Origin of the sequence: Danxiaibacter flavus (assembly GCF_041060425.1) — a bacterium.
Taxonomy (GTDB): domain Bacteria; phylum Bacteroidota; class Bacteroidia; order Chitinophagales; family Chitinophagaceae; genus Danxiaibacter; species Danxiaibacter flavus.
In genome coordinates this window covers 72,977-95,667 of the sequence record NZ_JAULBC010000006.1, presented here as the reverse complement: position 1 = coordinate 95,667, position 22,691 = coordinate 72,977, and the positions used below count along the sequence as shown (strand labels likewise).

The window sequence follows — 22,691 nt, the reverse complement described above, 5'->3', positions numbered from 1 at the left end:
TACCTTTTGGTCATTTATCTTTTAGCATATTCGCAGATTGCCATCGCCTATATCAATAATACTCACCAATTTCAACCGTACCGCAGGGCTGTTTTCAAAAAGCTTCGCATTATTTAACTCCCCAAAATGAAAAAACACCCTGTCCTACACTTCAAAATTTTAGGACAGGTTGTTTTTGGCCGATAGACTGCTTTTATTTAGCTATCATTAATCGTTTACTGGTTATTTTATTGCTTTTGTCTATCACTTGAATATAATAAACACCGGGCGCTAATGTTGATGTGTTTATTTCAGTCCGCATTTCTCCGTTTGTAGTTATTTTTTGGTGCAATAAAAGTTTGCCATTGGGGTCTCTTAGTTCAATCATGCAATAGTTACCTGTATTAGGCGCCAGCACTATTGAAACCTTGTTGTTAGCAGGATTGGGATACACCATTATTGATCCTGTTTCGTTAGTTACTTGCTTGCTTGTTGCCGTTTTAGCTATTCGTTCATTGGTAGAAGTTACCCGGACCGTTTTGGTAACTGCGGGAGGCGCGCCACAAGCATTCCAGGTTAACACAGATATTTTTGCTGTTGTAGTACCCCAGTTAACGATAATCGAATCCGTACCGTTTCCGGAAACAAGCCCGGCATCGTGCGGTATTTGCCATTTGTACTTTCTTACATCAGCAACGGGGGGAACACTGAAAATAATTCCAGCCTGAGATGAAGATACTTCATCCGGACCTATTATCAATGCCGGTGCAGATGGCTTCGCCTCATCAACCGCAACCCTTAGAGAATCTATTCCGGGAATCACTATGCATTCCGGTGCCTGTACTATCATGCAACTTATAAGATCACCATTTTTAAGATTGTCGTCAACATAAGTATCACTACTATCACCAACAACCTGGTCGTTCTTTTTCCATTGACAGAGATGTACAAAATCGATCTTGTTAATTATTGCTTTAAAGGTAATAGGGGTACCTTTGCATATGGTCGTCGTTCTGCTTGGTTGAATTCGCAGTTGGGGAGATCTTGAAAGATTCACATCAAATTTTATTACATCGCTCTTCCATTCTTTGTGCCCCGGGGCAAGAGAAAAGAACACAACGCACCAAAGCGAATCTCCGTCGACTAAAGCGCGGGAAGAGTAGATGTTTCCGCTAATAGTAGAAAGCTTTCCGTTCTTATACCACCTATAAAATATTCCCTTGTCCGCATTAGTTACTACGGCCTTAACTTTTACAAGATTTTCAGAACATACTATTCCGGAAGAAGTGCTTAGTAGTTTAACTGTCGTGTCTGACAAATAAGTAAAGAATGATTTTGTTGCTACACCTTTTCTCGTTGTAACCTGAAGATCTCCTGTACTTCCCCTATTTACGACTGCAGAGATCTTGTTGTTGGATATAACCTTGAACGATTGAACGGGGGTGCCTCCAAGCGTTATATTGGTTGTTCCATTGAAATTATCTCCATCAATCGTTAATGTATCATTCTGGTTTGCTGTTGCAGGAGTGAAAGAAACAATGGAAGGTATCCCTAAGGCTGTATCTGTTTGATTTCTATGGATCGAAACAAATGAAAAATAATCTCTGACGGTGTAAGACAGATCCTGCCGGCCGTCTCCATCAAAATCGCCAAATTCAATTGCCTTTTTGGGAAATGCCGGAAAACTTACCGGAGAGGCAAAGGACAGGCGTTCAGTGCTGCTGGTATTCTTTAGAATAACATAATTGCCAGTATTACCCTTGTAGGCGCAAATATCAAGCTTGCCATCTCCATCTACATCAACCATGTGGAAATTTGCCGCGTTAAGTCCATAGGGAAAAGAAACTGGCGCGGCAAAGCTCACATTATTAGAAGTGCTGGTGTTGAGTAAGAAAAGCAAACTGTCATTTTTATTATGAAGGCTGCTGATGGCAATGTCTGGTTTGCCGTCTTTGTTAACGTCTCCCACGCCGAGCAATAAATTGGAGCCGGCAGGATAAATATTCTTAGCATCGTCAAATGAAATGTTGCCATGGCTGCTCGTGTTGATGCTTGCGGAAATAGAATAATTTGAACTGGCATCATGGGTTACAGATAAAACATCAATCTTTCCATCTCCGTTAAAATCAGCAAGAGCATAGCGGTAGTTGAGAAAATTGAAATGCAACAACACCGGTGGCGCAAAGGAAATATTGCCACCGGAACTTGTATTTTGTGTAAAGGCTATAGAATCCGGAGATGGATCATCAGTCGCATAGAAGCGGGTTTTAATTCCAAAAAGGTCTAATTTGCCATCTCCATTCAGATCTGCAACACCCAGGTCGAATACGTGATCTCTTGTGTTTAACGGAAATGACTGCGGATTTTCGAAACTTATGTTGCCCGGTGTACTTTTATTTCTTAGGATACGTATGTCTAAAAACTCATCAGATGAGTTCCGACAAAGAAAATCCTTCTTTCCATCACCGTCAATATCAGCCAGAGGCAGTACGTTATCAATACGTCTTAATGGTATTACTGCTGATATTTCGGCGGCAAAACTTATATTTCCTGGTGTACTGGTATTCCTGTATATACTATATAAAAAGCCGAGCCCAATTCTTGATTTGGCAAAAATGTCGGGTTTGCCATCATTGTCAAGATCTTCAATCGTTAAACCATCCTCAACATTTGCCCTGAGACTCATTCGGAAATTTTCTGGCGTTTCAAATGTGCCCGGCGTAATAACATTACCAGTTTTATATGTTGTTATATAAGGCAAGGCTGAAAAACCAGTTAAGTTATTCACCGTTACGCTGATAGGTTTATTGGTTGTGCTGCGTGGCACCTGGACCGTGAGTTTGTTGGCAGAAGCTGTTTTAACGTAAGCGTGTGAGCCGCCCACAAACACAATATTCTCCAAAGGATTTGCACTAAAACCGCTGCCATATATTGTAACGGTGCTTCCCGGTAAACCAGTTAGCGGCAAAAATGAAGTAACTACCGGCTGAGCAAAAAGCTGTTGAAAAAATAAGCATGTAAGCAGCAGTATGGAAGCTTTACGGATAGTTGTTTTTAAAAGGAAATAGTTTTGCTGAAAGCGAATGAAAGAATTTGTAGTCTGAAGACAGCCATTAGAATCATTTTTCATAATAAAAAGTTTAACGGTTCTTAATAGTGCGTTTATGATCCGTAGCTAAGCGGAAAATAAAGAAATGACGTTGGCAGGGTGTGAGAAGGCAGCAGAGGAAACACTCCTTTACTACCCTTTCAACTTTATAAATGATCAAAATCAATTACAGGTAATTATTCAATCATTAGTTGTTTGGTGTACCTGGTGTTTTTTTCATCAATGATTATGAGCCTGTAATTACCCGCCGCAATAGTCCTTGGTAAGTTAATTGTGCGGGTCAAAATATCTCCTGAATGCTGCATTGCTTCTTTTGTTAATAACTTGCCTTGCATATCGTACAACGCCAATACATATTTTCCCTCTGACAAATTTCTGCACGTAATATGCAACTCCGCACCTGCTTGTATTGGGTTAGGATAAAGTGTGATGGAGAAATTATCAGTTGTCTTCTTGCCTTCTGTTAGATTGCTGTAATTGGAAGTGCCATCGTAGTTAATGGCTTCTATGCGATAGTATTTAATGCCTGTTGAAGTTTGCCTATCACTAAAAGCATAAACTTCTTTGTTGCTGCTGTTTCGTGCAGGAATAGTTGCTATAGGCTTAAAAAATTTTCCATTTGAAGATCCTTCTATTTTATATTGTCTGATTCCTTTCTCTGTAGTTGTTGTCCATTCTATTGTGCCTCCATCAAAACTCCGCAAGCTGATTGTTGAAGCAATTAATGCCTTGTCCACAACACTTATCACTATCGAATCTTCGCAATAGCCAATACTATTAGTTGCGGTAACAATATAAGTTGTAACAGTATCAATTTTAGCAGGGGTGCCACTGATTATACCTGTTTTCTTATTGAAGGAAAGTCCCTTCGGCAACGCAGGTCTGATGCTATATGAATTTGCTGTGCCTCCTTTGGCAATAATTTTTATTACGGAATTACTTGCAGAATCCGCCAGAAAAACGTTGCCCGCAGCATCCACCGAAATGCCTTTGGCTGTTTGCGCTTCTGTGCCGATAAAGGTTAAAGGTCCATCGTATGCAGATAGCCTCTTAACAATTTTTGGATTACTGTAAGACACATACAGATCGTTACCTGCATCCTGTGCCAGCCCGCGAGGCTCATCCAGGCTTGACTCAAATACAACTGTTTGTCCCGAAGGTGTTATTTTTATTACAACGTTATATTCCGGGGCATCTGCCTGTGAAGCTATTACTAACACTTCGTCTTTATTGTCAACTGCTATGGCTCTTGGATTGATAAAATTATAGTTGGATAGAATCTTCGTCACACTGTTGTTAGACATATTTATTTTTTTAACACCTGCGTATAGATCGGCGACAAAAACGTTGCCTGTTCCGTCTACAGTTACAGCAACAGGCCTGTTAAAGCCGCTGCCGAGTGTTGTAACATTTCCGTTTGATGCGGATATTTTTTTAACAGCACTGTTATAGGTGTCTGCTACATATACATTTCCTGCAGAGTCAAGTGCAATCCCTTCGGGATGATTGAAACCGTATCCCAGGTTTGTGGTAGCCTTTGAAGTAGCATCAATCCTGGTAATAGTTGTTTTGCCGGATTCTGCCACATATAGATTGCCCCTGTTATCTATAGCTACGCCGTTGGGCCCTTCTAATCCACCTTTAACTGTTTGTACGGTTCCTTCAGGTACAGGCTCAGGTGATATAGGCGTTATAGACTGTCCCGCAATAAATTGATTTGGACTATTATATTTGAAATTACCGGGTGCAAATGTGGTTACTTTAATAACCAGCTTTGCGCTGGAACTGCCGGCTGAATTACTTGCAGTTACCGTATAAGTTATAGCATCGGCTATAGTTGCCGGGTTGCCACTTATTTCGCCGGTAAATTTATTTATGCGCAGTCCCGGTGTTAATCCTGGGCTTATGGTAAATAATTTTGCAGGACCACCAGTGGATGATATTTTTTTGATGGAATTGCTTTTTGTATCAGCTACGTAAACATTGCCAGAACCATCTAATGCAACACCGGCTGGATCATGAAGGTTGCTTGCAATTGTTGTGAGCTGCATGGTATTGACCGCAATTTTTTTGATAGCGTCGTTATAAGTGTCAGTCACAAATACATTGCCCGCCGTATCAACTGTAACGCTATGCGGCTTATTCAATCCGGATGCTAATATTTCAGTCATTCCTGTTGAAAATGAAATTTCCTTAACGGCGTTGTTACCCTGATCTGCTACATATACGTTGCCAAAAATGTCGATAGTTATTCCCGTAGGATGATTGAACCCTAAACCTAGCGTACTAATACTTCCGTCTGATGCTTCGATTTTCTTAACGGCGTTGTGTTTCGAATCAGCGATATATATATTGCCAGCTGCATCTACAGCAACTCCTTCTGGTCCGCTAAAGCCGCTTCCAATAGATGTAACAGTGCCATCTGTTTTGCTTATCTTTTTTATCGCGTTATTGTTTTTATCAGCCACGTATATATTGCCGGCTATATCAATTGCTATAGCTGTTGGCGCATTAAATCCGGAAGTGATATTGATCACTGTTCCTCCTGCGATCTTTTGAATACGGTTGTTATATGTATCCGCTATATAAATGTTTTCAGAATCATCAAGAGCAATACCTGAAGGGTTGTTGAAGCCTGTGGCAATTGTTGTAACTGTGTTTGGTGATACAAATTCCGGTGATAAAAATTGCACAGGTTGATTTTTAATGAAAACATCTGGCGTGCTATACGTAAAATCGGCCGGAGCATATTGAAATACTTTTATAACCAATGTAGTCATCACACTGCCCGCTGGATTGGTGCCTGTAACTGTATATTTTGTAGCAGGGCTGATTATAGCAGGGATACCTGATATTTTGCCCGTCTTTGGATTGAGCGTCAGCCCCCTTGGCAATGCAGGACTTATGGCATAGGAGCTTACGGAATTTCCCTCGCCTGCAATAACTTTTACTGCATTATTTCCCTCGTCGCAAATATACACGTTGCCCGAAAAATCAACAGCCACATCCGCTGCCATACTGAAACCACTGCCGAGCTCAGTTGTAGTTCCATTTGCTTTTAAAATCTTCTTTATCGTATTACCGTTATCTGCTACAAATATGTTGCCTGCAGCATCGACCGTAATTCCTGACACACCGCTGAAATTGCCGACTATACTTGTTACCTGGTAATCAGGAACGGCTATTTTTTTGATGGTATCATTGGCGCTGTTGGCCACATATATATTGCCTTCAACATCAACAGCCAGGTCAGAAGTGTTTTTTAATCCGGTAGCAATGGTGGTCATACGTGCATTTGGGATGGCGATTTTTTGCACTGTACCGTTCATTCCATCAGCGGCAAAAATATTGCCTGGCATATCAAGCGCTATACATCGCAGATCCTTAAAGCCCGCCTTAACTTTATTTGTTTGTCCTGTTGACACGGTTATTTTTTTAATTGTCTGATCTCCCGCGTCAGCCACATAAATATTGCCCGATGTATCTATAGAGATGTCCACAGGATTGATTAAGCCAGAACCTAAACCAGAGATGTTGCCTGTTAGTGCATCTATCTTCGTCACTTTGGTTGCACCCTTCTGCAATACATATACATTGTGCTTTGCATCTACTGTACCGGATTGGGGTTGAAAAATGTTAGAACCAACTACGCTAATATTTCCCGGCTGTGTGAAAGTAGTAGAAAGTGGGCTGATAACCTGCCCCTGCACAAACGCATTATTCTTATTATAAGCAAAATTACCGGGAGCATTGAGAAGAGTTATTTTTATTGCGACCGTATCTGTTACGCTTCCTTTTAAATTGGCAGCGGTAACGATATATTTTACATACTGGCTGCGCGTATACGGAGTGCCGCTTATGGCACCGGTACTGTCGTTAATAGAAAGGCCGGGCACCAAGGTAGGCTTAACTGTAAAGCGAACATCAGTTCCCGGTGATACAACTTTGCTTACTTGTCCTGCAAGGTCCACATAAAACACGTTTCCAATTCCATCTGTACCTAAATCAAAAGAATTATACTCCCCTTTAGCTATAGTTATTACATGGTTAGTTCCCGCAACTATTTCTTTAACATCCATGCCCTTATTGTCAAGCACAAATACATTTCCAAATACGTCTGTCGCAATGCTTGTGAACCAGGTAGAAGAGGTTAGAATAGTTTTAATAGAACCATCAGAAACAGAATACATTTTAACCTCCTGGAAAGGATACTGTAAGTAATAAATATTCCCTGGCCCATCCACGGCAAAATACCGAGGCACCGGAAATGCTACAATTGGTGTTATGGCGTGAGTTGTAGCATCTATTTTTTTAATGGCACCATTATTAAGGTCTGCTACATATATGTTGCCGTTATCGTCTATCTCGGCGCCCACTGGAGAATTAAGACCAGATGCTATAATGGTTATTTCGCCTGTCGCTGATATCTCCTTTACGGAGTTGGCCTTCGAATCGGTTACGTATACATTGTTCTCTTTATCAACGCAAATGCCCTTAGGGAAAAGAAGATCAGTTGCAATTGTACTAACAACATTAGTGGAGGCTGTTATTTTTTTTACTGAATGATCCTTGTAATCAGTTATGTATAAGTTACCTAAATGATCACCCGTAACGCTCGAAGCAACGCCATTGAAAGCTAAAGGTTCAATTGATCTCAACGGATAAATTGGTGTTACTGGTTTTCCAACAACGAAACCGAGGGGATCCTGGTACTTGAATTTACCCGGAGCGATCACTGTGTCTCTTGCTACGCCTGGTTTTGATAAATTACGCATAACATAGAGATCACTGTTTACCACTACCAGATCAGGTTTCCCATCTCCATCAAAATCCCCCTGGGCAAATCCGTTTGCTCCGCCCTGTAAAGGGTACATGATCTTTGGAATAAAGTTTAGTTTACCCGGCAGGCTATTGTTTTGAATGATGCCGATATTATTGAAATATTCCCTTGTAACGATCTCAGGTCTGCCATCGCCGTTAAAGTCGCTCACTAAAACAGTATTCGACCATGCTGCTGAAGAATCGATCCTATCTTCGAAATTGATGTGGCCGACCGTTCCGATATTGTGAAAAATAGAGACCATGCTGTCATGGGCATTAGCAGCAACAAGGTCTTTTTTTCCATCAAGATCCAGATCAGTCGATACCAATGAGGATACTAAAACGCCCACGGGAAGGTTGACAGTTTCGCCAAAAGAGATCTTTCCTTTTGTACTGATATTTCTCAATACCTGGAGATCTACAGTGGACAAGCATAATTCTGGCTTGTTATCGCCATCGAGATCATCAGAGAAAAGACTTACCAAACCATTGGTGGGTATAGACTCTTGCAAAGTAAAATTGATCGCTCTATCGTTATTAGCACCTTCGTTGTGAAATAGTGAGATGGTAAATGCGTTACTATTGATAACGATAATATCCATTCTGCCGTCGCCGTCAAAATCATTAATAGTCAGCTCTCTTGGATTTCTTTCCGTCGCTATGTCAAATCCGGGCGCAAACGAGAACTTGCCTGGCTCACTTGTGTTTCGATAAATGGTCAAAGTATTTTCATACCAGTTGGACACAACAATGTCTGTTTTTCCATCGCCATCCAGATCGGCAATTTGCATACCTAGCGAAGCTTTTATCGACGGAAAATCAACGGGGCGCGAGAAACTAACGTTGTTGTTTAATGAAGCATTTGGAATTACAGAGAAACCTACGTCATGCTGCACAATAATGTCTTCTTTACCGTCACCGTCAACGTCATTGGTGAATACATGAAGTGCGGAGGACTGCTTGCTGATCTTGATTGGTTCAGCGAATGAAGCTGGTCTAAGAATGTCATCTCCTGGAAAAGTAATAAAGAATAAAGATGGGCTAATGCCGATAAGGTGGTCTGTAGTTATTGAAATAGGTCCACTACAAGCTCCTGCGGGAACCTTCACTACAATTTCTGTTGTTGTTGCATTTTCCGGTACAGTTTTTACCGGCCCAAAGAATATCATATTCTTTCCTTTGTCAGGGTTAAAATTCGAGCCTTTAATAGTTACGGTTGTTCCAATCGCACCCGAGGTTGGTGCAACTGATTGTATTTGGGGTTGGCTGTTTGTTTTGTATGCAAATGCAAGTAAGCAGACCTGAAAAAGCATTGTCAAAATGTGTTGGGTAAAAAGTTTCATTTCAAAAGATTTAAAGTGTTGAGATATACTGTTTCATCAGTAGTGCGGCTGGTTGAAATTTTATGTATAGATGCAACGAAGGGCATGCTGCTAGTTACAGGTACGTTAACCAAGCTCTGTGTCAGTATGTAGGAATAACAAAATACAATAATACTATTGATAGCACAAGTCTGTATAGCTAAAATGTGGGCTATTTATTAAACGGTTTGTTTTGCGTCCCTTCTTTTTTGCGTTGAAATACAAGGGTCTAGGATAGGTTCAAAAAACTTGCGCTGTATTTTCTAGCCCCCTGCTTGCAAAATATCTATTGGCCAAAAAAGTTGAAGGAGCAGAGAATATGCCCTAAGTTTCTGTCTAATCACCGATTTATATCTCAGATCGCAACATTAAAAACATCGGCTATTTCCATAAAAGATTCGACTGTGTTCCCACTTTCCCTACGAAAGAACCCCTTGGCAATCAAGGGGTTTCTTCTTTTAAAAAACTCCTGAAATTGCGCCGGTAAAGCTTAGAATCACAAGTACACTTTTATATCTCTTTTATACAGTAGACATCAATAACTATCTACACAGTTTAGATGAAATTGCAGATTTATTTTTGTTTTAATAGTCGGGATGTAAAAACGCCCGTCCTGGTTAAGACAGGTGCTTCCGATTCTTGTTAAAAAATATTGCAATTCTAATTGAGGGCATGGTTTATCTGATGATCCAAAACGTCGGGTGGGCTGCTGACATAGAGAACATTAGTTGCATAAAAATACTGCGATAAAATTACTTCCCGTTTCCAATTGCGATAAAATTACTTCCCGTTTCCAGAGGCTTATGTTTTTAGCTTCTCAATGATGTCATCAATGGCAAACACGTAAACCTCGCTTTTTCACAACTCAGCCACTGCGAGTTAGCAATTTAACCCAACGATCTGGCAGACACATTTTGCTCTTGACAATCCTTTTCAAATTATCTAGCTTTACCTGACCCCATATTTAGCAATACTGTATAATTCCGGAGCATTGCTCTGTTTGTCGCCTTTTGAACTTCCAACACCTGCTGATCAGCCCATATTAACCTAAAATAAATTACGATGAAGAAAACATCAACCCAACTGTGGTGTAAACTGCAGCCATCTAAACTACTTGCTTGCATAAGCCTGTTATTCTTTACCCATTCTGCTTCGACGCAACAGCCCGTGATTACATCATTCACTCCCCTGCAAGGAGCAAAAGGAACTACTGTAACCATACAAGGGCAATATTTTGCATCTACAACCCAGGGCAATACTGTTTATTTTGGTGCCGCACGCGCCATTGTCTCGAGAGCGTCAGCAACATCACTTACCGTTACGGTGCCAACCGGAGCCAGCTACGGACCAATCAGTGTAACTGCTAATTCCAGGACCGGGCGTTCAAAAGACAATTTCATTTTTACATTCACCGACAACGGGGACCTTTCTCAAGGTGCATTTGGCACAGCAGCACCAATTGTACCCAATTCAGGCACCGCATTTAAAGATCTCGACGGCGACGGAAGATTGGATATGCTGGTAATATCTTCTTCAAGACAATTTAACGGCGTTTACTATGATTTCTCCACCCTTTCCTTCTATAGAAACATGGGGTCGGCCGGCTATGTTAATTTCAAGCTTTCCGGCACATTTAAGCTACCACAGAGCCCCGCCTTTTACCTGGGAGAAAATGCATTGACTGACCTGGACGGGGACGGAAGACCTGACCTGGTCCTTTCCGCACGATATGATTCCATAATTAAAGTGTACAAGAACATAAGCACCTCCGGTAAGATTCAATTTGAACCACCAGTTGACTTCAAAGTAAATGAACGCTTAAACTATACCAGCTATGTTCACGATATTGATGGCGATGGACTGGCTGATTTTATAGGCGTTGATATTGCAGACTGGAAGATATTCAGAAACACGAGCGCCAATGGAAAAATCTCTTTTTCAACAACAACTTCTGCCAGTTTCTTTCTGCGTGGCGCTAACTCCCATATAGAGTTTGGCGATATTGACGCCGATGGCAAAATTGATGCACTCGGTGCGAACGGAAATCAATATGTAGACATTGTTAAAAACAACTCTACACCCGGCAATTTTATATTTGAATACCACTCACTCTATATTGGAACAAACACATCCTGGGATGTTGCAGTTGGCGACGTAAACGGAGACCTGAAACCAGACCTTGCAGTAACCGACGTTCATAACAACACCGTTTCTGTTTTGCAAAACAATGGGACGGCAGGAACAATAATCTTCTCGCCCGCCATTACTTTCCCCACCGGCAGCTTTCCGCTCCAGGTATTACTTAATGATCTCAATGGTGATGGAAAAGCAGACATCCAGACTTTCGGACAGTACAGTGAAGACAATACAACAATCGCTCTATTAAAGAATACGGGAATGAATGGCAACATCGCATTCGATCCTGCCATCCTTTATAACGACGGAAATTTCAACTATATAAATTGCGTAAATGACATTGACAATGATGCAAAACCTGATATAGTTGTGGGCTATCACACCTACAGCACCCGTTACGAGACCTATATACTTAAAAACCAGGTAAAAACTTCGTCACAAACTCCGGTTATAACGCATGTAACTCCGACGGGTGGAATTCGCGATACCATCACTATCAACGGTAACTATCTTTCCGGCGTTTCAAGCATTACCCTCGGCGACAGTGCAGTACAGATGTTTAGTATACTATCTGACTCTAAAATAAAAGCAGTTGTGGGTGGCGGCGCAACCGGCGTTGTTAAAGTAACTTCAGCTGCAGGCACAGCCGTGTATAACAAGTTCACTTATAGCACAGCTACCTCTATAAGTATAAAATCAACTTTACCTTCATCTGGTTGCAAGGAAGAGACTACTTTGTTCAAAACAATCATCCGCAATCAACCGTCCGGCGCTTACTACGACTGGTTTAAAAATGGCGTAAGAGTAGGTAACAGAAATGCAGAATACAGAACAACACGCCTTTTAGAAGGTGATAGCGTTTGGGCTGTGCTTACCACAAACACCCTTAAAATGAAGAGCAATGTGATTACTGCTCATATTGACGAGGTTTTAAAGCCAACGATTAAGATCTCAACAACCAAAACTGACGTATGTAAAAATACCCCCGTTACATTTAAGGCAACAATCACCAATGGAGACTCTTCAGCAAGTTATCAATGGATAAAAAACAACGCTTATGTTGGAACGAACAGCGATACTTATACAAACAATACACCGGCAACGGGTGATTCGGTAGCCTGTATATTGAACTTAGCAAGGAATTGCGCCATTGTTCCCATTACAAGCAACTACATTAAAATAACTGTAACCAGGGAAGCACCCGCCCAGCCGTCGCCGATCGACGGTCCGTCTGTTGTAAATAGTAACGAGGCAGGATTAATGTTTAGCGTAATAAATGATTACAATGTGAGCAGTTATCAATGGTTAGTTCCATCCGGCACCACCATCACATCAGGCAAAAATACCAATGCTATAACAATAACATGGAATGACATGCCTGGAAAGATATCAGTAAAAGCATCTAACGCCTGCGGCAGCCAGGTTGTAGCCAAGAGCGTACAGCTAGCGCCTCAACAAGCGCCATCGATCGCTGAAATAACAGACTTCTCTGTTTATCCGAACCCGGCGAAAGAAAAAATAAATATTTCCATAAACAGTTTAAACGACGGCAAATTCATTATGGAACTAAGAACACAATCCGGCCAGGTACTGCAGTCTCAAAAGATGCAAACCATAAAAAGCCGGTTATTTGCCTCCTTTGAGGTTGCCAGCTACGCACCCGGCATGTACTATGTTATTGCAATAGATGAAAAGAAACAAAGCTTTAGCAGACGTATACTCATTAGCCGTTAGAAAGAAGAATACATTCCAGCGCATTTCCTGTTTCATCAGCAAGTATGTTGAGCAGGAAATGCGCTATTTGGTTAAGCGTCAACTGTAAACCATACCCTGCAAGGAAGCCCTTTTGTAAAGCCGTAACAATCCGGTAATCTGCGAGTCAAATACATTTCCAACAGGCAAAAAATTTCAGCCAAGCCACCGATTTTAACATATATCGCGGCTAAGCGCATCAAAAATCTTCATCCAGATCAATAAAAAAATAATATCAGTATGTGCGGCTTAAAAAAAGTAAAAACAACGTTTAACATTTGATTGATAAAAATCAATGACTATTTCAAATCCTGTTTACCCGATTGTTATCCTTAATCAATAAAATCAATTTAATCATTTATCAAAATATTTTATCTGCTATATATTACACATATTACCTTATTAATATCTTATAATTGTTTAATATTATTATTGCTAAAATGTATTAGCACTAGCATTTTTTTCCGGATTAGAATAAAATTAAATTACCGTCCCGGATATCCATTAACAAAATTCAATTGATCTCCGTATTAACTTTGCGTCGTCAAAGGGAAAAAGAATACACAAGGTGCACCGAAATATTCTACCGAAGCCCTGAACAAAATCCAATTTTTTTAAAGCCAATATCCATGATTAAAATCGCAGTAGCTGCGCTTATAGCCAGCGCTATGCTCTTAAGTTGTTCAAAACAGAACGACGTTGTTGCTCCTGTAACAACAACCGAATCTCAGTCACAAAGACTTGCAGCCGAATCTATCACTACCAACAAAAGAATCAACCTTCCAATCAGCGGCACATCTGTATATATTACAGATGCCAGTACAATCAAGTACGTACCAGGTGATACGCTGGTAGTTCCAAAAAATGTGGTACGTGTTACTTTATACAAGGTGAACGGTACCGCTGAGAAACCAGTTGTTATTACCGCTGCTCCGGGTGTTATCATCGGAGGTTTCGACCGCGCTTCATTTGATATCGTAGGTAAATACATTAAACTTGTTGATATCAACATCACCGGTAAGCCTACAGCAATTGGTATCAAAGCCTATTATTGCTCTGATATTGCGCTCGAAAACATACACATTGATGGCGCTGCCATAGGTGTAATGCTTAAGAATGATGCGATAGCTACCGATCCGAACACCTACTATCCCAATGCCGTTATCAGAAACGTTTCTTTGAAGAATGTGTCTGTAAAAAACTGTACTGATGAAGGCTTTTATATTGGTAATACTTCTGATTATCAGAATGGTTATAAAAATAGCCCGATCATCGGTCTTACCGTACAGAATGTTTCTGCAGAAAACACAGGCTGGGATGGTTTCCAGGTAACAAACGCTCAGAACTGTTTAGTGGATGGCGTACGTGTTATCAATGCTGGTACAGCCAACAAAGAAGCACAAATGAGCGGCATTACCATCCAGGATGCGACAACAGGTACATTCCAGAATCTTACTGTAAACAAGAGTACCGCCGCAGGTTTAAATATCTTCTCTTGTGGAGAAGTACACGTAAGCAATGTTGCCCTTCAGGATGTAGCATTGTCCTCTCTATCTTACGGTATTATCGTTGACAACAGATATGACAGAGGATTTAACCTTGGCGCGAAAAAGTTGATCATGGAAAACGTAAGTGTTAAACAGACAACAAGCGTTAAAGGAAAAATTGCGATGTATGTGATCAATGGTACCACCAACGGAGCTCTGGCTGCAATACCCGGTACAGTAACGAACTTCACTTATGATGTTGCAAGCTGGGAAAAGAAAACTGTAGACTATGCGAAAAACGTTTACTACGGCGGCACAGATGGCATCCCTACAACTACATCCTCTTCAACAGGCACAGAACAGGCGCTGGCATTACCATCAGTTCCCGTAAACGTTGCAGCAGCAGCGGCGGGCACTACTGTAAATTTAACATGGGCAGCACCATCAAACACAGGTGGTGGCGCCATTACAGGTTATAAAATTTACCGTGGAACTGTTGCCGGAAAATACAACCTCATTAGAACAGCTTCGGGAGGTACATTCTCCTATGCAGATGGCAATAAAGTACCGGGAACAACCTACTACTACGCAATCAGTGCACTTAACAGCATAGGTGAAGGACCGTTATCAGCAGCAGTAAAAGTAACCCCCTAACAGGATTTAATAGTGTGATTTTTTAAGAAGTAAGAAGCTGTATCATATGATACAGCTTCTTTGCTTTCCAGCAGGTTCTTTCCTAATGTCTACAGGTTCCTTGACAACAATCTTATCTTTTGCATGCACAAGCGCTTTGCAAACAATGCGACAGATCAGGGATGGAAATAAAAACAACACTAGTACCCATATATTATTGATATTGGAAGTGGAAACTGCACCTATCAATTAGGCCTCGATATGTCGCAAAATTTCATCGTGCCAAACCCGTATGCAGCGCATTAAAAAATTGTTTAGCTGACAATTTTAACACTCAGCCGTTCGCTGCTTAAAAAAACTTTATCTACATCAATAAAATTAAAATCATTAATGTCGCCGGGCTTAAAAAAAGTCACGAAGACTTTTATTTTTGGTTTGATTTATATCAACCCGTTTTTTATTATTTCTACCCCAATATGCAAGTGTACACCGAGACTATACTTTTAAACATTTGGCAATTATTTTATCTAACACATTTTACACATATCATATTATTACACTGTGTTAAGATTCGCTGACACGCTGTACTGACGGGCATTTCAGCCTGCAATGATACTCAATTAGAAAACGATTAAATGTCTTCATAAGTACCTCCATTAACAAAAAACAATTGATCCCCGTATTAACTTTGCATCGTCAAAGGGAGAAAAAGAATACACAAGGTGCACCGGAATATTCTACAGAAGCCCTGAACAAAATCCAATTATTTTAAAGCCAATATCCATGATTAAAATCGCAGTAGCTGCGCTTATAGCCAGCGCTATGCTCTTAAGTTGTTCAAAACAGAACGACGTTGTTGCTCCTGCAACAGCAACCGAATCTCAGTCACAAAGACTTGCAGCCGAGTCCATAACTACCAACAAAAGAATCAATCTTCCAATCAGCGGCACATCTGTATACATCACAGACGCCAGTACAATCAAGTACCTGCCAGGTGACACGCTGGTAGTTCCAAAAAATGTTGTACGTGTTACTTTATACAAGGTGAACGGTACCGCTGAAAAACCAGTTGTTATTACCGCTGCCCCGGGTGTTATCATCGGAGGTTTCGACCGCGCTTCATTTGATATCGTGGGTAAATACATTAAACTTGTTGATATCAACATCACCGGTAAGCCTACAGCAATTGGTATCAAAGCCTATTATTGCTCTGATATTGCGCTCGAAAACATACACATTGATGGCGCTGCCATAGGTGTAATGCTTAAGAATGATGCGATAGCTACCGATCCGAACACCTACTATCCCAATGCCGTTATCAGAAACGTTTCTTTGAAGAATGTGTCTGTAAAAAACTGTACTGATGAAGGCTTTTATATTGGTAATACTTCTGATTATCAGAATGGTTATAAAAATAGCCCGATCATCGGTCTTACCGTACAGAATGTTTCTGCAGAAAACACAGGCTGGGATGGCTTCCAGGTAACAAACGCTCAGAACTGTTTAGTGGATGGCGTACGTGTTATCAACGCTGGTACAGCCAACAAAGAAGCACAAATGAGCGGCATTACCATCCAGGATGCGACAACAGGTACATTCCAGAATCTTACTGTAAACAAGAGTACCGCCGCAGGTTTAAATATCTTCTCTTGTGGAGAAGTACACGTAAGCAATGTTGCCCTTCAGGATGTAGCATTATCCTCTAAATCCTACGGGATTATCGTTGACAACAGGTACGACAGGGGATATAATCTTGGAGCCAAAAAGCTGTTCATGGAAAACGTAAGTGTTAAACAGACAACAAGCGTTAAAGGAAAAATTGCGATGTATGTGATCAATGGTACCACCAACGGAGCTCTGGCTGCAATACCCGGTACAGTAACGAACTTCACTTATGATGTTGCAAGCTGGGAAAAGAAAACTGTAGACTATGCGAAAAACGTTTACTACGGCGGTACAGATGGCCAGTAAATCCAGGCCCCTGCATCTTCAACAACTGTAGCAAACACAGCGCCGTCCGCTCCGCTTAATTTCAGCGCTGCTACATCAAGCAACACAGTTTCCTTGTCATGGTCTGCTCCTGCTACAACGGGTGGAACTATCACAGGCTATAAGATCTACCGCGGAACTGCTCCTGGCAAGTATAATCTTATCAAAACTACAAACGGTAGCACATTATCGTACGTTGACGGAAATAAGGTTAACGGAACAACTTACTATTACGTTATCAGTGCCTTGAATGCAATTGGGGAAAGTCCGTTATCTGCTGCAATAAGGGCAATACCTCAATAACAAGGAATGTTTTGTAATGGCAGATATTAAATAAAAAAGAAGGTCGCATCAAATAATGGTGCGGCTTTTCTTTTTTTAATATTGATCCATTATTGTCCGACTAAAATTTGAACAAACTAAGTGTAAGCCCTTCTTAAGTCATAGTACCAGATGAGTTTAAGCTGCATCTAAATAAAGGGAGGAGTATCCGATGTTTCAAACCAGGAGTTGCAAAGAGAAAAAATAGCCTATTCTGGCATGTAGATTTTTGTGAACAGACGTGACTGAGAAATAACATATACAGAGGAACATTTGAGCGCTGATTACCCCATCCCGAAGGGCAATGTCATTAAGTTAAGAGTTTTCATATCAAACGCTTATAAAATACCACCATCAGTTTTATATTCGGGAGACCTCTCCTGTCGTCGAGGTGACGTTGAGGTTGCAGACTTGCTCATTATTCTGTACTTGGTATTGATGCTGTTGTGATTATTTTTTCAGACAAGCCAGGATCGTCATATCGACGATAGGAGATATCTCCCAAAGTTGAAGATGTCTGTGCTTAACTTAATGACATTGCCCTTCGGGATGAAATTATTATAGAAATTTATATACGTTTGTATAAATTGAGCTTAATCTTCTTAATAAAATTAGATTGACTACCTTCTCCGTTATTAATTAAAATACTGTTTCACAGGTTAGTCGAACAATAATGATATTGATCAAACAATTCAAAAACGAAACATTACTATAAAGACCCGGTATCTCTTACGCTTTGTCGAACAGGCTTGTAAGCTGCCCGCCAGATAGGCAATGAGGTAAATAATATAAATATGCCGACAACGAGCGCAACAGTTCCGTTATCTGCGATTATACCCAATAATGCCACACCTGCGCCAACGACAGCAACTGCACCTGCGATTATTTTAACACCAAAAACGTTCTGCTCATGGGCATCGGCATTATTCTGATGAATTACATCGCGTGACTTTTCTGCCGCAGGCACAAAGCGATGAACAGCAATGCTTCCTTTAGCTACATAATACAATTCCCAGCACAACAACACAAATACAGGTATGCCCACTCCCAACGAAGTCTCCCATACACGGTTGAGCTTATGTCCAATAAGCTCCGGACCAAACAACTTTAAAGCCAGGCTGATCACCAGGCCGCATAACGAAGCGCTCACAACTGATGTTGCCGTTTGTCTTTTTGAATAAAGCGTCCAGATAATTGGCGCGAATAGTGCGCCGCCTGCAATTGAAGCAGTACTGAGCACCATTTCAACAATGCCGCCAATCATTGGCACCAGCATGGCAATACCAATTGTAATGGCGCCAAACAATACCGTAAATACGCGCGCCATTTTTATCAACGTCCTCTCGCTCGCATTCGGACTAATCAGCTTTTTAAATACATCATGAGCGAACACAATAGCCATCATATTAATAGTAGTATTGGCTTTGCTGGCGCTGGCTGAGATCATGCCGGACAAAACCAAACCTATCAGCCCGGCAGGCAAAATGCGCTGACACAACATCATGTATGCTCCTTCCGGTTGTAAGCCGGTAAGTGAAGGATTAATCACGCGATACAACATCGGAGGAAGCATCCAGATAAATGGGCTTATCAAATACAGTATAGAAAACAGGTAAGCCACTTTACGTGAATTCTTTTCACTGGAAACACTGGTGTATCGTTGTACATAGGCCCAGTTACCTCCGATATAGACCGTTTGATAAGCCAGAAAGGCCAGAAAGAAACCAAAAGAATATTCTTCATTAAAGAATTTAAAAAATCCATCCGGCGACTGCTGCACAAAATGATTGGCGCCCCCGGCTTCTTTAAATGCAATGGGAATGATTATAAGAACTGCAGCAGTAAGTATAACAAACTGCACGACGTCTGTAACCAACACTGCCCATAACCCCCCGGCAGAAGTGTATAATATGATGATACCACCAATAATCAGAATGCACGTATTTAGCGACAAAGGCGTAGCAACACTTACCATTTTACCAACAGGATATAACACCGAAGCAGTGGTAAACAATCCATGCAGCATAATAAGAAACGTATAAAACTGTTGTGTTTTAGTGCCAAGACGTTTTCCGATATAATCGGCTGCAGTAACTGCTCCTGTACGTTTCCATTTTGCTGCTATGAACATGGCTACTATAAGCCCGCCAATAACCATCGTTAATTGTATGCCATTAGCAACAAAACCGCTTTTATAGGCGATAGAACCCCATACGACAAAAGTTCCAGCCGAAAAATAACTGATGAACAACGAAATGCTGTTGATCATCCAGGGAGTAGATCCTCCTGCTTCAAAAAAAGCGGAAGAGTTCTTGCTTCCCATTCTTGTAAACATCATGCCTATGCCCAATATCAGCAAAGCGAACACCGCCATCACAATAAAATCAAGTTGCCCCATATAGCTGTTTTAGTTTTACTCGAAAGATAATTATTCTGTTTTTCTGAAAGGCGATTACTGTAACAGGTTAATTTTATTCAATTACATAAACCCGCAGCCCGTAACCTTTTATTTCCGTTTTAAACGAATCTGTTAACCCCCCGCTTTTTCCCGTCGAAAGTTCTGTTATTGTATTTTTTCGGGTTTGACTAACGGTGCCGGCTTGTTGAATGTTGATCTTAAGGTTTGCACTGGCCGGTTCATTTATGTCATTAAGTAAGATGATGAACAATTTCTTTTTATCAACGCTTTGAGCCAGGATATATTCAACATTCGGATTGTCGCATGTTACCAATCCCTCGCGGATGATTAAATTGGCTGACTCACCAAATATTTTGCCCGGGGCAAACCCATAAGATTCATGCGGACCCACTTTAGGCGTTACAAAACCTCTTGGAAAAACAACCTGGTTATTAGAACGCATTTGCACCTCTGCCATCAGGTAATCGGTGATCCAGCCAATTTGCCACCAGGCATGATGCGGGTAGGGACCTGCGCCTTTATTCATCGTGTTCCAATAATAGGAAGCTACGCTGGTTTTGCTGTCAACAAAGGCATCTCTTCCTATAGCGGCCGCACGTGCAGTTTCTATAAACAACAATTCTCCCGTGAGTTGAAACATACGGACAAACATACCTGCGTGGCTACAAAGCATAATCGGCCCGGCGTGATTGGCTGAACCTAAGATGCCGCCATGTTCAAAACTTAATCCTGATTGCGAAATTTGCCAGTCCTCCCGTTCAACACCATTCACCTGCTTTATTTTGCTGCTGGCAACAGGTTGCGCATAAATTGAAGTCAGATACATTCTTGCAGTTTGGATAGCAGCATCCTGGTATTTTTTGTCATTGGTGAGATCATATAAGTCCAGCAATGCCTGTGCGGATTGCCCTGTCGCGAAGTCCGGCGCATAACGCGCATCACCACAAACACCAATAAAATTTCCTTTTTCCACCGCATTCTTAATAAACCAGTCTGCACCTTTTTTAGCAGCTGATAAATATTTTTCATCCTTCAGAATGCGGTAAGCAACCATCAACCCATAAAATGTTGGCCGGAGGTCTTTTATATCTGTGAACAAAGGTTGTTGCGTATGCTTATCATAAGCAACTTCCCAATCGCCACCGGGCTTCTGCCATTTCATTAACAGATCTGCACCAAGCGCCAGGCGTTCTTTTAATGCAGCGTTATTGGGATCAAACAGAAGGATATTACCAATATCGAGCATTATGTAGTATGTCAGGCTAACGGGCTCCACGAACTCACCCCACTCCTCTGTAAAGGTTTTTCTTTTTGCAAGATAGTATTGCCCTATTGCGGCACCTTTAAAGAAGCCATCATCCGTTTGTTGCTGTGCCAGTTTAAAGTTCAAAGCAAAAGGCAGCACACTGTCTTTGAGGAACTGGTCGCCACTCAGGTTTGCCAGCATCCACATCGCACCATAATCCGAATTTTTCATGGCATCACGATTAGAACCTACCACGCCTCCGAAATAAGCCTGCCCTCCTATCTTTAAGCCTTTATAATCCTCAACGCTCCATAAAGATGTTTTTCTATCAACGAGATAATCGTGCATTTTTTCAATCCTGTTTACCAGCGCCTGCTTATTTTTCCGGAGTGCAAGCGTTTTATTAAAGCCATACACATCATTGACCGCGTGTGTTAAAAGCTTGTACCATCCCCCATTCTGAATACTGTAACGAAAACCGTATTGTATTTTATTTCCTTGCTTTTGCAGGGACGAAGGCTCACCTAAAACAGGGTAATACATCGTTGGGGAAAATTGCGAACGCCGGTTTTTATGAGAGATTCCCAGGAACCAATCTTCATGTGTACTTTTATCATACGCCCATGGATCACGCCCTAGACCAGGATTGGGAATAACAGCAAAAGAAACTTGTTCTCTGGTAGTTATGATAGGGCAAAAGGAACTGGCACAACGTTCACGATACACAACAGGCAAAGCCGGAATACCCTGCCCGTACCCATAACCCAGTATCACATTCTTCTGTACTTCATTTCCCTGAAAATACCCAGGAACGGTTGCCCAGGAAATATCTTGTTCATCTACAGTAACAAGCGATGGGCTTGCCAGCGAAAAATAACCATCTTTCTTACAGGTCATTTCCTGCTTCACCAATACATCTCCGTTATGCTCATCATCGAGCTTCCACTCTGTCTTGATAATTCCCAGTGGTGTCTCTTGTGTGAACTGAACAATATTCCCTTGCTTAGTTGCTGCGGAAGGAAAATAATGATAAGCATCTCCAGCAGTATTGAGAGACACAGGAGAAGTAGCCTGTTTCCAATTATTGATTTGGTATTTATATAACGTATCCGGCCATGGATTACCAGTAATGGTTTTGAAAATAGTGTCAGGTTGTTGAGCCGGTTTCTGAGCTGCATACAGCAAACTGTATTCGCCTGACGGACGACCAACGGATTGCCACTGTCCTCCGACATTGTATTCAAAACTTTTAATCCGCCATCCTTCACTTTTTTTCACCCATGAAATCCGAATGCTTTTGTTTACAAGTTCTATAACATCTTCTTTCGCGAACAAGCCTACGGTGTAACCCAGCAATACTATTAATAACAAAACTTTTTTCATACGCACATTTTTTGAAAGCTCAAAGCGTAAAGCTTAAAGCCTAAAACTAAAGACT

The 22,691-nt window shown here is 41.2% G+C and carries 8 protein-coding genes; 4 read left to right on the top strand and 4 right to left on the bottom strand.

From position 1 onward, the window contains the following. Nucleotides 1-193 precede the first annotated feature (193 nt). Nucleotides 194-3,109 (bottom strand): FG-GAP-like repeat-containing protein, encoded by a 2,916-nt coding sequence (locus QTN47_RS17570; protein ID WP_369330714.1) that lies wholly within the window; start codon nt 3,107-3,109, stop codon nt 194-196. A 155-nt stretch (nt 3,110-3,264) separates the two neighbouring features. Further along, nucleotides 3,265-9,252, bottom strand: coding sequence for an FG-GAP-like repeat-containing protein (locus QTN47_RS17565; RefSeq protein WP_369330713.1), 5,988 nt, complete (start codon nt 9,250-9,252; stop codon nt 3,265-3,267). A 1,080-nt stretch (nt 9,253-10,332) separates the two neighbouring features. On the opposite strand from QTN47_RS17565, the gene QTN47_RS17560 reads away from it, so the two are divergent. From QTN47_RS17560 to QTN47_RS17545, 4 genes are all read left to right on the top strand, one after another. Next, complete coding sequence (locus QTN47_RS17560) at nt 10,333-13,140, top strand: FG-GAP-like repeat-containing protein (protein WP_369330712.1); 2,808 nt, start codon at nt 10,333-10,335, stop codon at nt 13,138-13,140. Nucleotides 13,141-13,787: 647 nt separating this feature from the next. Then, nucleotides 13,788-15,299 carry a fibronectin type III domain-containing protein gene (locus QTN47_RS17555; RefSeq protein WP_369330711.1) on the top strand — a complete coding sequence of 504 codons (1,512 nt, stop codon included), beginning with the start codon at nt 13,788-13,790 and terminating at the stop codon, nt 15,297-15,299. A 762-nt stretch (nt 15,300-16,061) separates the two neighbouring features. Continuing rightward, nucleotides 16,062-17,249: a right-handed parallel beta-helix repeat-containing protein gene (locus tag QTN47_RS17550; protein WP_369330710.1), complete on the top strand. Its 1,188-nt coding sequence runs from the start codon at nt 16,062-16,064 to the stop codon at nt 17,247-17,249. Next, nucleotides 17,250-17,570, top strand: a complete 321-nt coding sequence (locus QTN47_RS17545) for a fibronectin type III domain-containing protein (protein ID WP_369331079.1) — start codon at nt 17,250-17,252, stop codon at nt 17,568-17,570. 727 nt (nt 17,571-18,297) lie between these two features. Here QTN47_RS17545 and QTN47_RS17540 read toward each other — a convergent pair. Together QTN47_RS17540 and QTN47_RS17535 are read right to left on the bottom strand one after the other, a co-directional pair. Beyond that, nucleotides 18,298-19,986, bottom strand: a complete 1,689-nt coding sequence (locus QTN47_RS17540) for a sodium:solute symporter family protein (protein WP_369330709.1) — start codon at nt 19,984-19,986, stop codon at nt 18,298-18,300. Between the two features lie 73 nt (nt 19,987-20,059). Then, nucleotides 20,060-22,636, bottom strand: a complete 2,577-nt coding sequence (locus QTN47_RS17535; RefSeq protein WP_369330708.1) for a glycerophosphoryl diester phosphodiesterase — start codon at nt 22,634-22,636, stop codon at nt 20,060-20,062. Between the last annotated feature and the right edge of the window lie 55 nt (nt 22,637-22,691).